The organism is Actinomycetospora cinnamomea, assembly GCF_003096675.1.
Lineage (GTDB): Bacteria > Actinomycetota > Actinomycetes > Mycobacteriales > Pseudonocardiaceae > Actinomycetospora > Actinomycetospora cinnamomea.
In genome coordinates this window covers 327,246-343,923 of the sequence record NZ_QEKW01000004.1, presented here as the reverse complement: position 1 = coordinate 343,923, position 16,678 = coordinate 327,246, and the positions used below count along the sequence as shown (strand labels likewise).

Sequence of the window (16,678 nt, the reverse complement as noted above, 5' to 3'; positions counted from 1 at the left end):
GCGGGCCACGCAGGGGTGCGGTCCGTGGCCAGGAGCCGATCGTCAGGGGCGGGTCGTCAGGGGCGGGTCGTCAGGGGCGGGTCGTCAGGGGCGGGTCCTCAGGGGCGGCGCAGCGCCTCCAGGGTGGCCAGGTCCGGCGTGATGCGGATCCGGACCGCGTCGGCCGGGACACCGAGGACCCGGCCCACGAGGCGCCGGGCCGCCGCGTCGGCCTCGGCCAGGCGCGCGACCACGACCTGCTCGCCGCCGGGGCCGAAGCGCAGCGTCCAGCAGGACGAGCCGAAGCGGGCGGTCACCGCGTGGACCACGTCGGCGAGCCGGGGCAGCGGCATGGTCATCGGCTCGGCGACGCCACGCGCCGGGCGCCGGGTCAGGGGGACGAGGGTCACACCTGCCCATCGCCGCGTTCTCGAGCCGGGTTAGCGATGCCGGCCCGCATGACCCGGTCGGACGATCGGACGTGTCACCCGCGGCGGCCGCGCGAACGCCCTAACCGCCGGACGGGGGACCCCCCTCGATCACCTGCTGGCGCTGCGTCTGGCGTGCGCGGCGCTGCTGCTCGTACTGCGTGGTCATCGCCGTCTCGATCGACTCGTTGCGGCGCTTGCTGCGGATGCGCGCGAGCAGCAGCAGGGCGAGGCCGTGCAGGACGCCGAGCACCAGCAGGACACCGCCGAGCTGGGTGACGACGATCTGCACCCGGCCCTCGACGTCGAACGGGCGGTAGGTCGAGATGAGGGCGAGGAAGCCGAGCGCGACCAGGTGGAACAGGACGCCGAGCAACCGGTTGGCCGAGACCGCCGCCTCGTCGTCGTCGAAGACGTCGCGCAGGAACCCGATGCCCGACCGCATGAGGATCTGGCCCACCACCAGCGTGATCAAGCCGCCCACGACGACGATGAAGAGGTACGTGGGAGTGTCGAGCACGGCGACTTCCTTCCCTGGTGACGTTTCGTGAGCAGTCTCCCCTGACGGGCGATCACGCGAAACCCTCGGGCGTCTCGCGGAACGGGCCTCACGCGCGCGGGCGGCCGCCTACGCTGCGGTCGCTGTGGGTCCCCTGCGCAGCGCCGTCGTGGCCACCTGCCGCGCCCTGGCCCCCCGGGTGTCGCTACCCACCGCCGACGTCGTCGAGGCCGTGGCCGCGCGGATGCTCGCGACGCCCTCGCTGGTGGTCGCCGGCCCGGTGTCGTCGGGCAAGTCGACGCTGGTCAACGCGCTGGTCGGCCGGCGTGTGGCGCCGACGGGCGCGGGCGAGTGCACGGGCCTGACCGCCCACTACGTCCGCGGGCCGGCCGACCGTCTCGACGTCGTCCTCACCGACGGCACCCGGCGCCCGCTGCCGCTGGCCGCCGACGGGCGGGTGCCGGCCGCGGTCGGCGACCGGCTCGGGGTGCGCGTCGAGGACGTCGACCACCTCCTCGTCACCCTGACCAGCGCCGCCCTCGACGGCCTGACGGTGATCGACACGCCGGGCACGGGCTCCGCGCGGCGTCGCGGTGGGCCGGCCGGCGGACCGGCCGGCGGGTCGCGGGCGGACGCCGCGCTCGTCGTGCTGCCGGCCACCGCGCACGCGGGCGACCTCGACGTCCTGCCCGGGCCGGCCGCGCACGGGCCCGCGGGCGTCGTCGCCGTGCTGGGGCGGGCCGACACCGTGGGTCCCGACGACGGCCGCGAGCTGGCGGTGGCGCTGGGCCGGCGCCTCGGCGACCGCGTCGGGCCGGTGACGCCGGTGATCGGGCTGCTCGCCGAGACCGCGGTGACCGGCGCGCTGCGGGCCGAGGACGTCGGCGCGCTGCGGGTCCTCGCCGGCGCCGACCCGGCCGTGCTCGAGGTCGCCCTGCTCGACGCCGAGCTCTTCACCACCGCCGAGCTGCCGCTGCCCGTCGAGGTCCGCGCGCGCCTGCTCGAGCTGCTCGACCTGCGCGGGCTGGCCCTCGGGCTCGCCCTCCTGCGTGCCGACGCCGCGGCGGGCGTCGGCGAGCTCTGCGAGGCGCTGCTCGCCGCGTCGGGGCTCGCGACGCTGGTGGGTCGGCTGCGCGACGAGGTCCGCGCGCGCACCGACCTGCACGCCGCCACGGCCGGCGTGCGCGAGCTCACCGAGCTCGGCGAGGCGCTGGCCCGGGCGGAGGCGCAGGAGGCCAGCGCCGACACCGGCACCGACACCGGCACCGAGACCGGCGCCGGGCGGTCCGGCGAGGGCATTCGGGTCGCCGACGCCGCCGCCGCGCTGGCGCGCCGGGAGGCGTTCACCGAGCGGGCGCTGCTCGCCGCCCGCGCCCGGTTGTGGGCCGGCGCACTGGGCCTGCCCGCCGAACTGCTCGACGAGGTCGACCGCCTCGCCGCGCCCGCCCCGCCGGACGTCCGCCTCGGACGGGCCGGGGCCGGCGCGGTCGAGCTGGCCGGGCACGCCGCCCGCCGCGCGGCCTGGTGGCGGGCCTACGGGTCCTGGGGGTCGCCGCGGCGCATCGCCGACCTCGCCCACGTCGTGCACCGCACCTACGCCGGGCTGTGGCGGGACCTCACCGTCGGGCGGTCCGCGTGACCGGCGGCATCCCGGCCGAGGTCGCCCGCACCCGCGAGGCGCTGGCCACGCTGCTCGCCCGGCTCGACCCCGACGCCGCCGCCACGGCCGCCGCACCACCCCCGCCGGCGCGACCGGCCGTCGTCCTCGTCGGCGCGCCGGGGCGGGGGCGCGGCGAGCTGCTGGCCGCGCTGCTGGGGCTCGACGCCGTCCCGGAGCGGGACGCCGACGGGGGCGTGTGCGCCACCCACGTCCACGTCCCGGTGCCCCTGCTCGAGGAGCTCGACCTCGTCGTCCCCGGCCCCGGCGCGGACCCGGGCGCGTGGCCGGTGGACGGCGCCACCGCGGCGCTCGTGCTCGCCGGTGCCGCCGCTCCGCTGGGCGCCGAGGAGCTCGAGGCGCTGGCCCGCGCCGCCGGCCGCGTGGACACCGTGGTCTTCGCCCTCACCCGCACCGACGCCCACCGCGGCTGGCGCACCGTCCTCGAGGCCGACCGCGCCCTGGTCGCCGGGCACGTGCCGCGGCTGGCGGGCGCGCCGTGGTTCCCGGTCGCCGCATCGTTGGCACGGCGGGCCGGCACGGCGGCGCCGGGCGCCGCGGCCGCCCTGCGCGCCCGCTCGGGCGTCGCGGCTCTGCAGCGCGAGCTGCACCGTCTCGTGGCGCGCCGGCGGCGCATGCTCGCCGAGGCCAACGCGTTGCGGATGCTCGCGGCCGGTCTCGACGGCGTCGCGGCGCGGGCCGACGCGACCCGGGCGGCGCTGCGGGCCCCGGCCACCGGCGACCTCGCCCGACGTCGCGACGAGCTGCTCGCCGCGCGGTCGGCGCTCCGGCGCGACCACCACACCCGCTGGCGGGCCGAACTCGCCGCCGCGCGGGTCGCGGCCGCCGACGACCTCGCCGCCCGGATGCGGGCCCTCGCCTCGAGCACGCGCGCCCGCATCGACACCGCCGACCGGACGGGGGTGGCCGCGATCCCGCACGAGCTGGCCGCCGAGGTCGAGGCGCTGGTGTCCGCCGTGGTCGACGCCCTCGGCGTGCGGCTGCGCCACCTGGTCACCGCGACGCTGTCCGACCTCGTGCCCGCCGGGGAGCTCCCGGCCCTCCGCGTCCCCGAGGTGTCGGGAGTGGCCGGTCCGGGGCCGGTCCCGCCCCCGCGGGCCCGCCCGGCCGAGGACCGGCTGCTCGTCGTCGCGGGGGCATCGGGCGGGCTCGGGCTCTCGCGGTTGGCGCTGCTCCCGCTGCTGGCGGTGCCGCTGGCCCCGGCGGCGCTGGGCGTCGCGCTCGTGCCGGTGTCGGTGGGGCTGGGTCTGGGCGCGGCGGGGTGGGTGGCGCGGGCCCGCCGGCTCGCCGCGGACCGGGCGCACCTGCGGCAGTGGACCGCCGAGGCGCTCGCGGAGGTGCGCGGCGACCTCGACCGCGTGCTCGCCGACGCGCTGATCGCCACGGAGCGCGAGGTCACCCTGGCCCTCGACGCCGCGCTGGAGGAACGCGCCCGCGACCTCGAGGACGCCCGGGCCGCCGCCGAGCGGGCCGCCCGGCACGCCGGCGCGGATCGCGTCGAGGCGGACCGGCTGGCGGCCCGCACGGCGGCCGAGGCCCGCGAGGGCCGGGACCGCGCCGAGGCGCTGCTGCGCCGGCTCGCGGCGGCGCGGGACCGGGTCGACGTCGAGACCGGAGATGCCCTCGGGGATGTGGCCGGGGATCTCTGCGAACCGCACCCGCGCCCCGCCGGCGCGACCTAGCCTCGCGTCATGGTGGAGCTGCCGGACCTCCTGCACCCCGAGGTCGACCCGGACCCCGCACCCGAGCTCCTCGTCGGCCCGGTCGCGGCACCGCACACGCTCGGGCCCGCCACCGTCGACAGCGACGCCGACGGCCGCGCCGACACCGCCGTGGTGACCGAGCCCGCCGATCCCGACGTGCTGGCCCTGGCCACCGACCTCGACGGTGACGCCCGCGTCGACGTGCTCACCCGCGTGCACGCCGACGGCACGGCCACCACGACCGACCTCCCCGGCGAGCCCCCCGGCGAGCACCCCGGCGAGCTCCTCGGGGACCCGTGGGACGAGGGGCCGACCCCGCCGCCGACGACGATCGACCCGGCGACCGGACGCTGGGTACGGGGCGGCTGAGGCGAGAAACCGGTCGCCCCGCCGGGTAGGTTCGCGGCCCGTGGAGAGTCGCGACACGCCCGCCGTCGACCCCGCCGTCGATCCCGACTTCCTCGCGCTGCCGCGCGCGGCGCTCGCCGACGCGGCCCTCGACGCCGCCCGCCGCGGGGGCGCCGAGCACGCCGACCTGCGCGTCCACCGCCTGCGCACCCAGCACCTCGAGCTGCGCGACGGCCGGGTGGTGGTCGCCGCCGACCAGGACAGCGCCGGGCTCGCGGTGCGGGTGCTGCGCGACGGGGTCTGGGGGTTCGCCGCGCACGTCGACCTCACCCCGGAGGCGGCCGCCGCCACCGCGCGCCGGGCCCTGGACGTCTCCTCGACCCTGGCGGCGCTGGCCACCGAGCGCGTCACGCTGGCCGCCGAGCCCGTGCACGCCGACGCCACGTGGATCTCCCCGTACGACCTCGACCCCTGGGCCGTCGACGTCGCCGACAAGATCGGCCTGCTGACCGCCCGCTCCACGGCCCTGCTCGCCGCGCCCGGCGTCGACCACGTCGCCGCGAGCTGCGTGCAGGTCAAGGAGCAGGTCTTCTACGCCGACACCGCGGGCACGTCCACCACGCAGCAGCGGGTGCGCGTCGACCCCGACATCACGATCACGACCGTCGACCGCGCCGGCGGGGGCTTCGAGACGCTGCGAACCCTCGCCCCGCCCACCGGGCGCGGGTGGGAGTACCTCACGGGCACCGGTTGGGACTGGGACACCGAGCTCGCCGAGCTGCCCGAGCTCCTCGCGGAGAAGGTCCGCGCGCCGGGCGTCGAGCCGGGGCCGACCGATCTCGTCATCGACCCGACCAACCTGTGGCTGGTGATCCACGAGTCGATCGGCCACGCCACCGAGTACGACCGCGCCATCGGCTACGAGGCCGCCTACGCCGGCACGAGCTTCGCCACCCCCGACAAGCTCGGGAGCCTGCGCTACGGCAGCGACGCCCTGACGGTCACCGGCGACCGCACCGTCCCCCACGGCCTCGCGAGCGTCGGCTACGACGACGACGGCGTGGCCGCCCAGGAGTTCGACCTCGTCCGTGACGGCGTGCTCGTCGGCTACCAGGTGGACCGCTCGTTCGCGCCGCGGCTGGGGCTCGAGCGCTCCAACGGCTGCGCGTACGCCGACTCCGCCGAGCACGTGCCGCTGCAGCGCATGGCGAACGTGTCGCTGCGGCCCGACCCCGACACCGACCGCTCCACCGCCGCGCTCATCGACGGCGTGTCCGACGGGATCTACGTCGTGGGCGACCGCTCCTGGTCGATCGACATGCAGCGCTACAACTTCCAGTTCACCGGGCAGCGGTTCCACCGGATCCGCCACGGCCGGCTCGTGGGGCAGGTCCGCGACGTGGCCTACCAGGCCACGACCACCGACTTCTGGGGCTCGCTCGAGGCCGTCGGCGACCGCTCGACGTGGCGTCTCGGCGGGGCGTTCAACTGCGGCAAGGCCCAGCCCGGCCAGGTCGCCCCCGTCAGCCACGGCTGCCCGTCGGCGCTGTTGCGCGGCGTGAACGTCCTCAACACGGGGAGCGGGTCGTGAGCGCGTCCGGGTCCGCGTCCGGATCCGCGCTGGTCGAGCGCGCGCTGGTCGTGGCGGCGCAGATCGCCCCGGGGGCCGGGGCGGTCGCGCTGGTCCGCGAGGTGTCCGAGGCCGTCGTGCGCTGGGCCAACTCCACGCTGACGACCAACGGGCACACGATCGAGCGGCGCCTGTCGGTGGTGATGCTCGTGCCGCTGGACGGGGGCACCGGCGCCGGTGTGGTGACGGTGCCCGCGCCGACGTCGCTGGCCGCCGGGCGCGAGGGTGACGCGGTGCTGCGCGAGGCCGTCGCCGGCGCGGTGCAGGCCGCTCGGCGCGGGGGTCCCGCCCGCGACGCCGCCCCGCTGCCCGAGCCCTCCAACGGCGCGTCCGGTGACGACCCCGCCTGGCACGAGGGCGCGGGCGAGACCTCGATGGCCGCGTTCGGCCGGCTGGCCGGGGAGCTCGGCGCGTCGTTCCGTCCCGACGAGGCGTCGTACGGGTTCGCCGAGCACCGCGTCACGACGTCCTGGCTGGGCACGTCGGCCGGGGTGCGGCGGCGGTGGGTGGAGCCGGGAGGGTCGGTCGAGCTCAACCTCAAGGACCCGGTCACCGGCACGTCGGTGTGGGGCGGCGAGGGTGCGGTCGACCTGCGCACGGTCGACGTCGCCGCGCTCGTGGAGCGGCTGCGGGGCCGGCTGCCGTGGGGACGCCGGCAGATCGACCTGCCCGCCGGGCGCTACGAGACGCTGCTGCCGCCGTCGGCGGTGTCCGACCTGATGATCTACCTCGCGTGGTCCATGGGCGGGCGCCCGGCGCAGGAGGGCCGCTCGGCGTTCTCCCGCGCCGGCGGCACCCGGGTGGGCGAGCAGCTCGGCGCCCTGCCGCTGACCCTCGCCGGCGACCCGGCCGCGCCCGGTTTCCCCGACCTCGCCTACACCCCGGTGCTCGCCACGACCTACTCCGGCGACGAGGTCTCGGTGTTCGACAACGGCGCCACCACCGGCCGCGTGGAGTGGGTGCGCGACGGCACGGTGAACGCCCTGGCCTACCCGCGGGCGGCCGCGGCGGAGTACGGCGCCCCGTTCGCCGCGCCGACCGACAACCTCGTGCTCACCGGCGGCGAGGACGCCCGGCTGGAGGAGATGGTGGCGTCGACCGGGCGCGGCCTGCTGCTGACCTGCCTCTGGTACATCCGCGAGGTCGACCCGACGACCCTGCTGCTCACGGGCCTGACCCGCGACGGCGTCTACCTCGTCGAGGGCGGCGAGATCGTGGGCGAGGTCAACAACTTCCGCTTCAACGAGTCGCCGCTGGACCTGCTGCGCCGCGCCACCGAGGCCGGCGCCACCGAGCGGACCCTGCCGCGGGAATGGAAGGACTGGTTCACCCGCGCCGCCATGCCGCCCCTGCGTATCCCGGACTACCACATGACCTCGGTGTCCCCCGGCCGCTGATCTACGTGCGTGATCTTCCGAGCTATACCTCAGAAGATCACGCACGTGGGAGGCGCATGATGGAGACCGTGGTCCGGTCGGTGATGCGGTACACCGCGCCCCAGGAGGCGTGGGAGGCCCCTGAGGGCACGGTCCCGGTGCACGGGGACGTCGCCGCGCTGGCGACGTTGCTCGCCGAGGGCGGGGCGCTCGTCCTCACCGGCGCCGGCATCTCCACCGACTCGGGCATCCCCGACTACCGGGGCCCCACCAGCGCCGCCCGCCGCCACGCCCCGATGACCTACGAGGCCTTCGTCGGCGACCCCGTCGCCCGGCACCGCTACTGGGCCCGCAGCCACGTCGGCTGGCCGCAGATCGCCGGCGCGCGGCCCAACGCCGGGCACCGGGCCGTGGCGTCGCTGCAGCGCGCGGGCCTGGTGCGCGGCCTCATCACCCAGAACGTCGACGGCCTGCACCAGGCCGCCGGCGCGCGCGACGTCGTCGAGCTGCACGGGGCCCTCGGGCGCGTGGTGTGCCTGGGTTGCCGGGAGGTCCACGCCCGGGGACGCATCCAGGACCGGCTGACGACGCTCAACCCCGGGTTCGGGGCCCGCGCCGCGGCGATCAACCCCGACGGCGACGCGGAGCTCGCCGACGCCGAGCTCGACCGGTTCACCATGGCCGCCTGCCCCGCGTGCGCCGACGGGCCGCTCAAGCCCGACGTCGTCTTCTTCGGCGAGTCGGTGCCGCGCCCGCGCGTGGACCACTGCTTCGACCTCGTCGACCGCGCCCGCTCCCTGGTGGTCCTCGGGTCGTCGCTGACGGTGATGTCGGGGCTGCGCTTCGTCCACGCCGCGGTGCGCCGCGGACTCCCGGTCGCGGTCGCCACGGCCGGCCCGAGCCGCGCCGACGCGGCGGCCACCATCCGATTGACCGATCAACTGGGTCTCGTCCTGCCGGCGGTGCTGGACACCCTCGGTTTGGCCGATCGAGCCTGAATCGTTCAGCTTGATCGTGGAAGTGAGGCCCCCGACAGCACTCGGCGGTGTCCTTCGGGAGAAGTCTCGTTAACGTCGGACACCCCGACGGACGAGTCAGCGGGCACGAGGCCGTGTCCGCCGCCCGTCCGTTCCCGAGGCGACCGGGGCCGCTTCGCGGTCGCGGCGTTCCGGCGAGCGAGCGACCGAGGAGACGCATGACTGCTGTTCCGACCATCCAAGGACTCGAGAACCCGCCGATCCGACGCCGCGAGGTGCTCGACTGGGTGTCGGAGGTCGCCGAAATGACCACCCCCGACCGGGTGGTGTGGTGCGACGGGTCCCGGGACGAGTGGGACCGGCTGACCAAGGAGCTCGTCGACGCCGGCACGTTCGTCCAGCTCGACCCGGCCAAGAAGCCGAACTCGTTCTACGCCGCCTCCGACCCCGACGACGTCGCGCGGGTCGAGGAGCGCACCTTCATCTGCTCGGTCGACCCGGCCGACGCGGGGGTCACCAACAACTGGATGGACCCGGCCGAGATGAAGGCCACCATGACCGAGCTGTACCGCGGGTGCATGCGCGGCCGGACGATGTACGTCATCCCGTTCTGCATGGGCCCGACGAACGCCGAGCGCCCGATGCTGGGCGTCGAGATCAGCGACTCGGCCTACGTCGTCACCTCGATGCACATCATGACCCGGATGGGCCCCGAGGTGATGCGCCTGCTCGACGGCGACACCGACTGGGTGCCGGCGCTGCACTCGGTGGGCGCCCCGCTCGAGCCCGGCCAGCAGGACGTCAAGTGGCCGTGCAACGAGACGAAGTACATCACCCACTTCCCCGAGGAGCGCACGATCTGGAGCTTCGGCTCCGGCTACGGCGGCAACGCGCTGCTCGGCAAGAAGTGCTACTCGCTGCGCATCGCGTCGGCGATGGCCCGTGACGAGGGCTGGCTCGCCGAGCACATGCTGATCCTCAAGCTGATCAGCCCCGAGCAGAGGACGTACTACATCGCGGCGGCGTTCCCGAGCGCCTGCGGCAAGACGAACCTCGCGATGCTCGAGCCGACCATCCCGGGGTGGAAGGTCGAGACCCTCGGGGACGACATCGCCTGGATGCGTTTCGGCGCCGACGGCCGCCTCTACGCGGTCAACCCGGAGGCCGGCTTCTTCGGCGTCGCGCCGGGCACCAACTGGAAGACCAACCCGAACGCGATGCGCACCATCGAGCGCGGCAACTCGCTGTTCACCAACGTCGCCCTCACCGACGACCACGACGTGTGGTGGGAGGGGATGGAGGGACAGCCCGACCACGCCACCTCGTGGAAGGGCAAGGACTGGACGCCGAGCAACGGTGACGCCGGGGAGCCCGCCGCCCACCCGAACTCGCGCTACTGCACGCCGATGAGCCAGTGCCCGATCCTCGCGCCGGAGTGGGAGGACCCGAACGGCGTGCCGATCTCGGCGATCCTGTTCGGCGGGCGCCGCAAGACGACGATCCCGCTGGTCAACGAGTCGTTCGACTGGCAGCACGGCACGTTCCTGGGCGCCACCCTGTCGTCGGAGAAGACGGCCGCCGCGGCCGGCGCGGTCGGCCAGGTCCGCCGCGACCCGATGGCCATGATCCCGTTCATCGGCTACAACGTCGGCGACTACTTCCAGCACTGGGTCGACGTGGGCAAGGGCGCCGACGCCGACAAGCTGCCGCGGATCTTCTACGTGAACTGGTTCCGCCGCGGCGACGACGGCCGGTTCCTGTGGCCCGGGTTCGGCGAGAACGGCCGCGTCCTCAAGTGGATCATCGAGCGCCTGGAGGGCAAGGCCGCAGCGAGCGAGACCGCGATCGGGCACGTCCCCACCGCCGACCAGATCGACCTGGACGGCGTCGAGGAGCCCTTCTCCGACATCGAGGCCTCGCTGAAGGTCGACCTCGAGGAGTGGAAGGCGGAGATCCCGCTCATCGAGGAGTGGTTCGACACCATCGGCGACAAGCTGCCGACGTCGATGCGCGACGAGCTCGAGGCGCTCAAGCAGCGGCTCGGCGTCGCCTGACGGACACACCGCCCGGGACGAACGAACGGCGCGTTCGCTGCTCCGCGCGCAGCGAACGCGCCGTTCGTGTCCCCGCCCCGCCCCGGACCGCGTGATCGGCGGTCCATACTCCGTCGCATGACTCCCGCCGGCACGCTCGCCGACGTCACGCCCGCCCTCGCCGCCGCGCTCGGCGTCGACGGGTTCGCCGATCGCCTGGGCACCGGTCTCGGTCCGGGCGAGGTCCGCGGGGTCGCGCTGCTGCTCGTCGACGGGCTGGGCTCCGAGCTCCTCGCCGAGCACGCCGACCGCGCGCCCGCCCTCGCCGAGCTGGCCGCGGGCGGCCGGACACTGCGGGCCGGCTTCCCGGCCACGACCGCGGTCAGCGTCGCGAGCCTCGGCACCGGGCTGCCCGCGGGCGAGCACGGGATCGTCGGCTACAGCATGGGCGTCCCGCCGCTCGACGAGCCGGGCGCGCCGGCCGACGTCGTGCTCAACACGCTGCGCTGGTGCGCGCACGGCAGCGCCGAGCCGGTCGACCTGCGCGAGCAGCTGCCGCCGGAGCGGGTGCAGGCGGCACCGACGGTGCTCGAGCGGGCGGCGCGGGCCGGGGTCGCGGTCACGACGGTGGCCCCCGAGATCCAGCGCCGCTCGGGGCTGACGCGCGCCGCCCTGCGCGGCGGGCGCTTCCACGGCGTCGCCGCGCTCGGCGATCTCGCCGCCGGGGTCCTCGACGCGCTGGGCCCGGGTGCCGAGCGCGCGTTCTGCTACGCCTACCACGGCGACCTCGACCTGCTCGGCCACGTGCACGGGCCGGGCAGCCGGCCGTGGCTCCAGCAGCTGGGCGTCGTCGACCGCCTCGTCGCCGCCATCGTCGAGGACCTGCCCGCCGACACGGCCCTCGCCGTCGTCGCCGACCACGGGATGGTCGGCACGGACGCGGGCTGGCGGATCGACCTCGACAGCACACCGGAGCTCGTGGCCGGGGTACGCCGGCTCGCCGGGGAGGCGCGGGTGCGCCACGTCTTCGTCGCCGACGGGGCCCTCGACGACGTCACCGCGGCCTGGCGCGGGCAGCTCGGCGACGCGGCGTGGGTGCGCACCCGCGACGAGGCGATCGACGCGGGCTGGTTCGGCGCCGCGGTCAGCGACGCCGCGCGCGGCCGCATCGGCGACGTCGTCGCCGCCGCGCGGGGGAACTGGACGCTCGTGCGCTCGCGGATCGAGCCGAGGGAGACCGCACTCGTCGGGCACCACGGCTCCCTGACCGACGCCGAGCAGCACGTGCCGCTCCTGCTCGCGCGAGGTGCTTAGACTCGGCCGCGATGAGCCACGTGCCGCCCGACCCGTCCGCGCCCGCTCCGGGCACCGCGGCCCCCGGCCAGGAGCCGATCGAGGAGGGGGTTCGCGAGCTCGCGACCCGGGTGTTCAACCTCGCCCGGGCGGGCGACGCGGAGGCGCTCGCGTCCTACGTCGACGCCGGGGTGCCGGTGAACCTCACCAACGAGAAGGGCGACACGCTCGTCATGCTCGCCGCCTACCACGGCCACGCCGACGCGGTGCGCGTGCTCGTCGACCGCGGCGCCGACGTCGACCGGCTGAACGACCGCGGCCAGTCGCCGGTCGCCGGCGCGGTGTTCAAGGGCGAGGAGGCCGTCGTCCGGGCGCTGGTCGCGGGCGGCGCGGACCCCCGAGCCGGGCACCCGACGGCCGTCGACACGGCGCGGATGTTCGAGCGCGAGGACCTGCTGGCGATCCTCGAGCAACGCTCATAGCGCGGCGAGGATGTCCTCCACCCGCGCCTTCGCGTCACCGAAGATCATCGACGTGTTCTCGCGGAAGAACAGCGGGTTCTGCACGCCCGCGTAGCCCACGGCCATCGAGCGCTTGAACACCACGACGTCCTTGGCCTCCCACACCCGCAGCACCGGCATGCCCGCGATGGGGCTGTTGGGGTCCTCCATGGCCGCCGGGTTGACGGTGTCGTTGGCGCCGATGACCAGCACGACCGACGTCGACGCCAGGTCGTCGTTGATCTCGTCCATCTCCAGGACGACGTCGTAGGGCACCTTCGCCTCGGCCAGCAGCACGTTCATGTGGCCCGGCAGGCGCCCGGCGACCGGGTGGATGCCGAAGCGGACGTCGACGCCGCGCTCGGTGAGGCGCCGCGTCAGGTCGGCGACGGGGTACTGCGCCTGCGCCACCGCCATGCCGTAGCCCGGCACGATGACGACCGACGACGCCTCGGCGAGCATCTCGGCGACCTCGGGCGCGGTGACCTCGCGGTGCTCGCCGTCCACCGTCCCGCCCGACGTCCCCGCATCGACGCCGAAGCCGCCCGCGATGACCGACAGGAACGAGCGGTTCATCGCCTGGCACATGATGTAGGACAGGTACGCACCGGACGAGCCGACGAGCGCGCCCGTGACGATCAGCAGGGTGTTGTCGAGCAGGAAGCCCGAGGCCGCCGCGGCCCAGCCCGAGTAGCTGTTGAGCATCGACACGACGACCGGCATGTCGCCGCCGCCGATGGACGCGACCAGGTGCCAGCCGAGCGCCAGCGCCACCGCGGTGATCGCGATCATGAGCCCGAGCGACGGGGCCACGGTGAAGCCGACGGTCAGCGCGGCGAAGGCCACCAGCGCGACGAGGTTCAGGACGTTCTTGCCCGGCAGCGTCAGCGGGCGCGACTTCATCCGCCCCGAGAGCTTGCCGTAGGCGACGATGGAGCCGGTGAAGGTGACCGCGCCGATGAACACCCCGACGCCGACCTCGACGGAGTGGATGCCCAGCAGCTCGGGCGCCACCGTGGTCTGGGCCGGCCCCAGGGCCTCCACCTCCAGGTAGCCGTTCCACCCCACCAGCACCGCGGCGAGGCCGACGAAGCTGTGCAGCAGCGCGATGAGCTCGGGCATGCCGGTCATCTCGACGACCCGGGCGCGCCAGAGCCCGATGCCGCCGCCGACCACCATCGCCGCGGCGAGCAGCGCGATCGCGCCGGCGGTGAGCGACTGCGCCGCGAGCACCACGGTCGCGACGAGGGCGACGGTCATACCGGCGATGCCGTAGGCGACGCCGGCCCGCGCGGTCTCGTGCTTCGACAGCCCGGCGAGGCTCATCACCGTCAGCAGCGCCGCGACGATGTAGGCGGCGGTGGCCAGTCCGGGCACGGTCTCCGGGCTCACTGCGCCGACCTCTCCTGGGCGGGGCCCCTCGTGAACATGGCGAGCATGCGGCGGGTGACCGCGAAGCCGCCGACGATGTTGATGCTGGCCAGCAGGACGGCGACGCCCGCGAGCACCGAGACCACCGTGCCGTGCTGCCCGAACTGCAGCAGCGCCCCGACGATGACGACGCCGGAGATCGCGTTGGTCACCGACATCAACGGGGTGTGCAGCGCGTGGTGCACCTTGCCGATCACGTAGTAGCCGATGACCACGGCGAGCACGAAGATCGTGAGGTTGGTGGCGAGCTCCGCCGGCGCGAAGGCCGTGCCCGCGAAGAGGACCGCGAACGCCGCGGCGATGAGGCCGTACCGGCGGGCCGGGGACGCGGGCTTCGCCGGTGCCACCACCGGGGTCGACGTCTCGGGCTCGACCGGCACCGCGGGGGCCGCCGACACCGGGATGGGGGGCGGTGGCCACAGCACGTCGCCGCGGTGGGCCACGGTCATCGAGCGGATCACGACGTCGTCGAGGTCGAGCACCATCTGCCCGTCCCTGGCCGGCACCAGGAGCTTGAGCAGGTTGAGGAGGTTCGTGCCGTAGAGCTGGGAGGCCTGAACGGGCAGGCGGGCGGCGAGGTTGGTGTCGCCGACGATCGTCACACCGTTCCCGGTGACGACGACCTCGTCGGCCACCGACCCCTCGACGTTGCCGCCCTGCCCCGCGGCCATGTCGACGATGACGCTGCCGGGCTTCATCCGCGCCACGTCGGCCGCGGTGAGCAGCCGGGGGGCGGGCCGGCCGGGGATCAGCGCCGTCGTGATGACGACGTCGACGTCCGCCGCCTGCTCGGTGTACAGCTCCGCGGCGCGCGCGTCGTAGTCCGCCGAGGTGGCGCGGGCGTAGCCGTCGGAGGACTCCTGGCCCGCGTCCCCGGTCCCGACCGCGAGGAACTCCCCGCCCAGCGACCGGACCTGCTCGGCCACCTCGGGCCGCGGGTCGGTGGCGCGCACGACGGCGCCGAGGCTCGTCGCGGCGCCGATGGCGGCGAGCCCGGCGACGCCCGCCCCGGCGACGAGCACCGTGGCCGGCGGGACCTTGCCCGCCGCCGTCACCTGGCCCGCGAAGAACCGCCCGAAGCGGTGCGCGGCCTCGACCACCGCGCGGTAGCCCGCGATGTTGGCCATCGAGCTGAGCACGTCGAGCGACTGGGCCCGGGAGATGCGGGGGACGGCGTCGGCGGCGAGCACGGTGAGCCCACGACGGGCGAGGTCGGCGAGCAGCTCGGGGTTCCGCGCCGGGCCGACCATCGCGACCAGCGTCGCGCCCGGGGTCATGCGGTCGAGGTGCGCGGCGTCCGGCGTCCCGAGCGCGAGCACGACGTCCGCGCCCCAGGGATCGCCGAGCTCCGCGCCCGCCGCCGTGTAGGCGGCGTCGGGGAAGCTCGCCCGCTTGCCCGCGCCGGGCTCGACGACGACCGTCGCCCCCAGCTCGACCAGTCCCACCACGGTGGCCGGCGTCGCGGCCACGCGGGTCTCGTGCTCCCCGGACTCCCGGGGCACGCCGATGCGCACCGTTGCGCTCCTTCGCTCTCACCCGTCTCGCCGACCTTAAACTCACGCGGTCGGAGCAGCCGCGCGGAGGTCCGTCTCGATGTGAGACGAAAGCCGGTGAGCGCGTCGTGAGTGTCGGCGGTGTGACGCCACGGACACCCGGTGTCTGCAGCGCCAGGCCGCTGTCACCGGAACACGGGCCGCGCGGCGCGGCGTTGCACCGGGCATGCGTGACCCCGTGCTCTCGGTCCTCGACCTCTCGCCGGTCCCGTCCGGCACGCGCACCTCGGCGGCGCTGCACGAGACGCTCGAGCTCGCCCGCACCGTCGAACGCGCCGGCTATCGGCGCATGTGGCTCGCCGAGCACCACGGCATCCCCAGCGTCGCGAGCTCGAGCCCGGAGATCCTCATCGGGGCCGTCGCCGACGCGACGACCACCCTGCGCGTCGGGTCGGGCGGGATCATGCTGCCGAACCACTCGCCGCTGAAGGTCGCCGAGACGTTCCGGGCGCTGGCCGGGCTGCACCCCGGCCAGGACGGGGACGGCCGGATCGACCTCGGCATCGGCCGCGCCCCGGGCACCGACCCGCGTACAGCGGTCGCGCTGCGCCGCAGCCGGGAAGCGTTGACCGCGGACGACTTCCCCGAGCAGTTCTCGGAGCTCCGCGGTTACGTCGACGGCTTCCCCGCCGACCACCCCTTCGCCGGCATCGTCGCGATGCCCGATGACGTGCCGCTGCCGCCGGTGTGGATCCTCGCGTCCAGCTACTACGGCGGGCAGGCCGCGGCCGCGTTCGGCACCGGCTTCGCCTACGCCGGCCACTTCGGCGGCGCCCACCCCGGCGAGGCCACACGCATCTATCGCCGGGGTTTCCGCCCGAGCGACGCCGCCGGCGCCCAGGACCCGCACGTCGTCCTCGCCGCGGCGGTCATGTGCAGCGAGGACGCCGAGCGCGCCCGCGCCCTGGGCCGCGCGCACGCCCTGTCGATGGCCCGGCTGCGCACCGGCAACCCGGGCCCGCTGCCCAGCCCCGAGGAGGCGATGGCCCACGACTGGAGCCCCCTCGAGCTCCAGGTCGAGCAGGGCATGGCGCCGAAGATGACCGCCGGGACGCCCGAGCAGGTCCGCGACGACCTCGAGCGCCGTGCCCGCGAGGCCGACGCCGACGAGATCATGCTCGTGACGCCCATCCACGACGCCGCCGAGCGTCGCCGGTCGTACGAGCTGGTGGCCGAGGCGTTCGGCGTCTCCGGTCCCGCGGTGGCGGGCGTCGCACCCTCGCTCGCGCAGGCGTAGCGCCCGTGTAACC

The 16,678-nt window shown here is 75.6% G+C and carries 14 protein-coding genes; 10 read left to right on the top strand and 4 right to left on the bottom strand.

What is annotated here, in order from left to right; genetic code table 11:
- Nucleotides 1–98: 98 nt before the first annotated feature.
- The gene (locus C8D89_RS10800; protein WP_116708108.1) at nucleotides 99–389 is read right to left on the bottom strand and encodes a hypothetical protein; all 291 of its coding nucleotides are present in this window, start codon (nucleotides 387–389) and stop codon (nucleotides 99–101) included.
- Between the two features lie 100 nt (nucleotides 390–489).
- Entirely contained in the window at nucleotides 490–927 is a 438-nt protein-coding gene (locus C8D89_RS10795; protein ID WP_116708107.1) for a hypothetical protein, read from the bottom strand.
- 124 nt (nucleotides 928–1,051) lie between these two features.
- On the opposite strand from C8D89_RS10795, the gene C8D89_RS10790 reads away from it, so the two are divergent.
- From C8D89_RS10790 to C8D89_RS10750, 9 genes are all read left to right on the top strand, one after another.
- Complete coding sequence (locus C8D89_RS10790; protein WP_116708106.1) at nucleotides 1,052–2,545, top strand: dynamin family protein; 1,494 nt, start codon at nucleotides 1,052–1,054, stop codon at nucleotides 2,543–2,545.
- Nucleotides 2,542–4,266 carry a hypothetical protein gene (locus C8D89_RS10785; RefSeq protein WP_133251875.1) on the top strand — a complete coding sequence of 575 codons (1,725 nt, stop codon included), beginning with the start codon at nucleotides 2,542–2,544 and terminating at the stop codon, nucleotides 4,264–4,266. Before C8D89_RS10790 ends, C8D89_RS10785 begins: the two co-directional genes overlap by 4 nt.
- A gap of 9 nt (nucleotides 4,267–4,275) precedes the next feature.
- Nucleotides 4,276–4,656: a hypothetical protein gene (locus tag C8D89_RS10780; RefSeq protein WP_116708104.1), complete on the top strand. Its 381-nt coding sequence runs from the start codon at nucleotides 4,276–4,278 to the stop codon at nucleotides 4,654–4,656.
- A gap of 40 nt (nucleotides 4,657–4,696) precedes the next feature.
- The gene (locus C8D89_RS10775; RefSeq protein WP_116708103.1) at nucleotides 4,697–6,226 is read left to right on the top strand and encodes a TldD/PmbA family protein; all 1,530 of its coding nucleotides are present in this window, start codon (nucleotides 4,697–4,699) and stop codon (nucleotides 6,224–6,226) included.
- Nucleotides 6,223–7,662 carry a metallopeptidase TldD-related protein gene (locus C8D89_RS10770; RefSeq protein ID WP_207787158.1) on the top strand — a complete coding sequence of 480 codons (1,440 nt, stop codon included), beginning with the start codon at nucleotides 6,223–6,225 and terminating at the stop codon, nucleotides 7,660–7,662. Before C8D89_RS10775 ends, C8D89_RS10770 begins: the two co-directional genes overlap by 4 nt.
- A gap of 56 nt (nucleotides 7,663–7,718) precedes the next feature.
- Nucleotides 7,719–8,639 (top strand): NAD-dependent protein deacetylase, encoded by a 921-nt coding sequence (locus C8D89_RS10765; protein ID WP_243418003.1) that lies wholly within the window; start codon nucleotides 7,719–7,721, stop codon nucleotides 8,637–8,639.
- A 197-nt stretch (nucleotides 8,640–8,836) separates the two neighbouring features.
- Entirely contained in the window at nucleotides 8,837–10,672 is a 1,836-nt protein-coding gene (locus tag C8D89_RS10760; RefSeq protein WP_116708102.1) for a phosphoenolpyruvate carboxykinase (GTP), read from the top strand.
- 117 nt (nucleotides 10,673–10,789) lie between these two features.
- On the top strand, nucleotides 10,790–11,965 hold the full coding sequence (locus C8D89_RS10755; protein ID WP_116708101.1) for an alkaline phosphatase family protein: 1,176 nt from the start codon (nucleotides 10,790–10,792) through the stop codon (nucleotides 11,963–11,965).
- A gap of 11 nt (nucleotides 11,966–11,976) precedes the next feature.
- Nucleotides 11,977–12,426: an ankyrin repeat domain-containing protein gene (locus C8D89_RS10750; RefSeq protein ID WP_116708100.1), complete on the top strand. Its 450-nt coding sequence runs from the start codon at nucleotides 11,977–11,979 to the stop codon at nucleotides 12,424–12,426.
- Here C8D89_RS10750 and pntB read toward each other — a convergent pair.
- Both pntB and C8D89_RS10740 read right to left on the bottom strand, forming a co-directional pair.
- A complete protein-coding gene (gene pntB / locus C8D89_RS10745) occupies nucleotides 12,421–13,836 on the bottom strand; it encodes a Re/Si-specific NAD(P)(+) transhydrogenase subunit beta (RefSeq protein WP_116708099.1) in 1,416 nt (471 codons plus the stop codon). The two genes, C8D89_RS10750 and pntB, sit on opposite strands and share 6 nt — an antisense overlap.
- Nucleotides 13,833–15,389 (bottom strand): Re/Si-specific NAD(P)(+) transhydrogenase subunit alpha, encoded by a 1,557-nt coding sequence (locus C8D89_RS10740; RefSeq protein ID WP_116708098.1) that lies wholly within the window; start codon nucleotides 15,387–15,389, stop codon nucleotides 13,833–13,835. Before C8D89_RS10740 ends, pntB begins: the two co-directional genes overlap by 4 nt.
- Nucleotides 15,390–15,594: 205 nt before the next feature.
- On the opposite strand from C8D89_RS10740, the gene C8D89_RS10735 reads away from it, so the two are divergent.
- Nucleotides 15,595–16,665, top strand: coding sequence for an LLM class flavin-dependent oxidoreductase (locus C8D89_RS10735; RefSeq protein WP_116708097.1), 1,071 nt, complete (start codon nucleotides 15,595–15,597; stop codon nucleotides 16,663–16,665).
- Nucleotides 16,666–16,678: the final 13 nt, after the last annotated feature.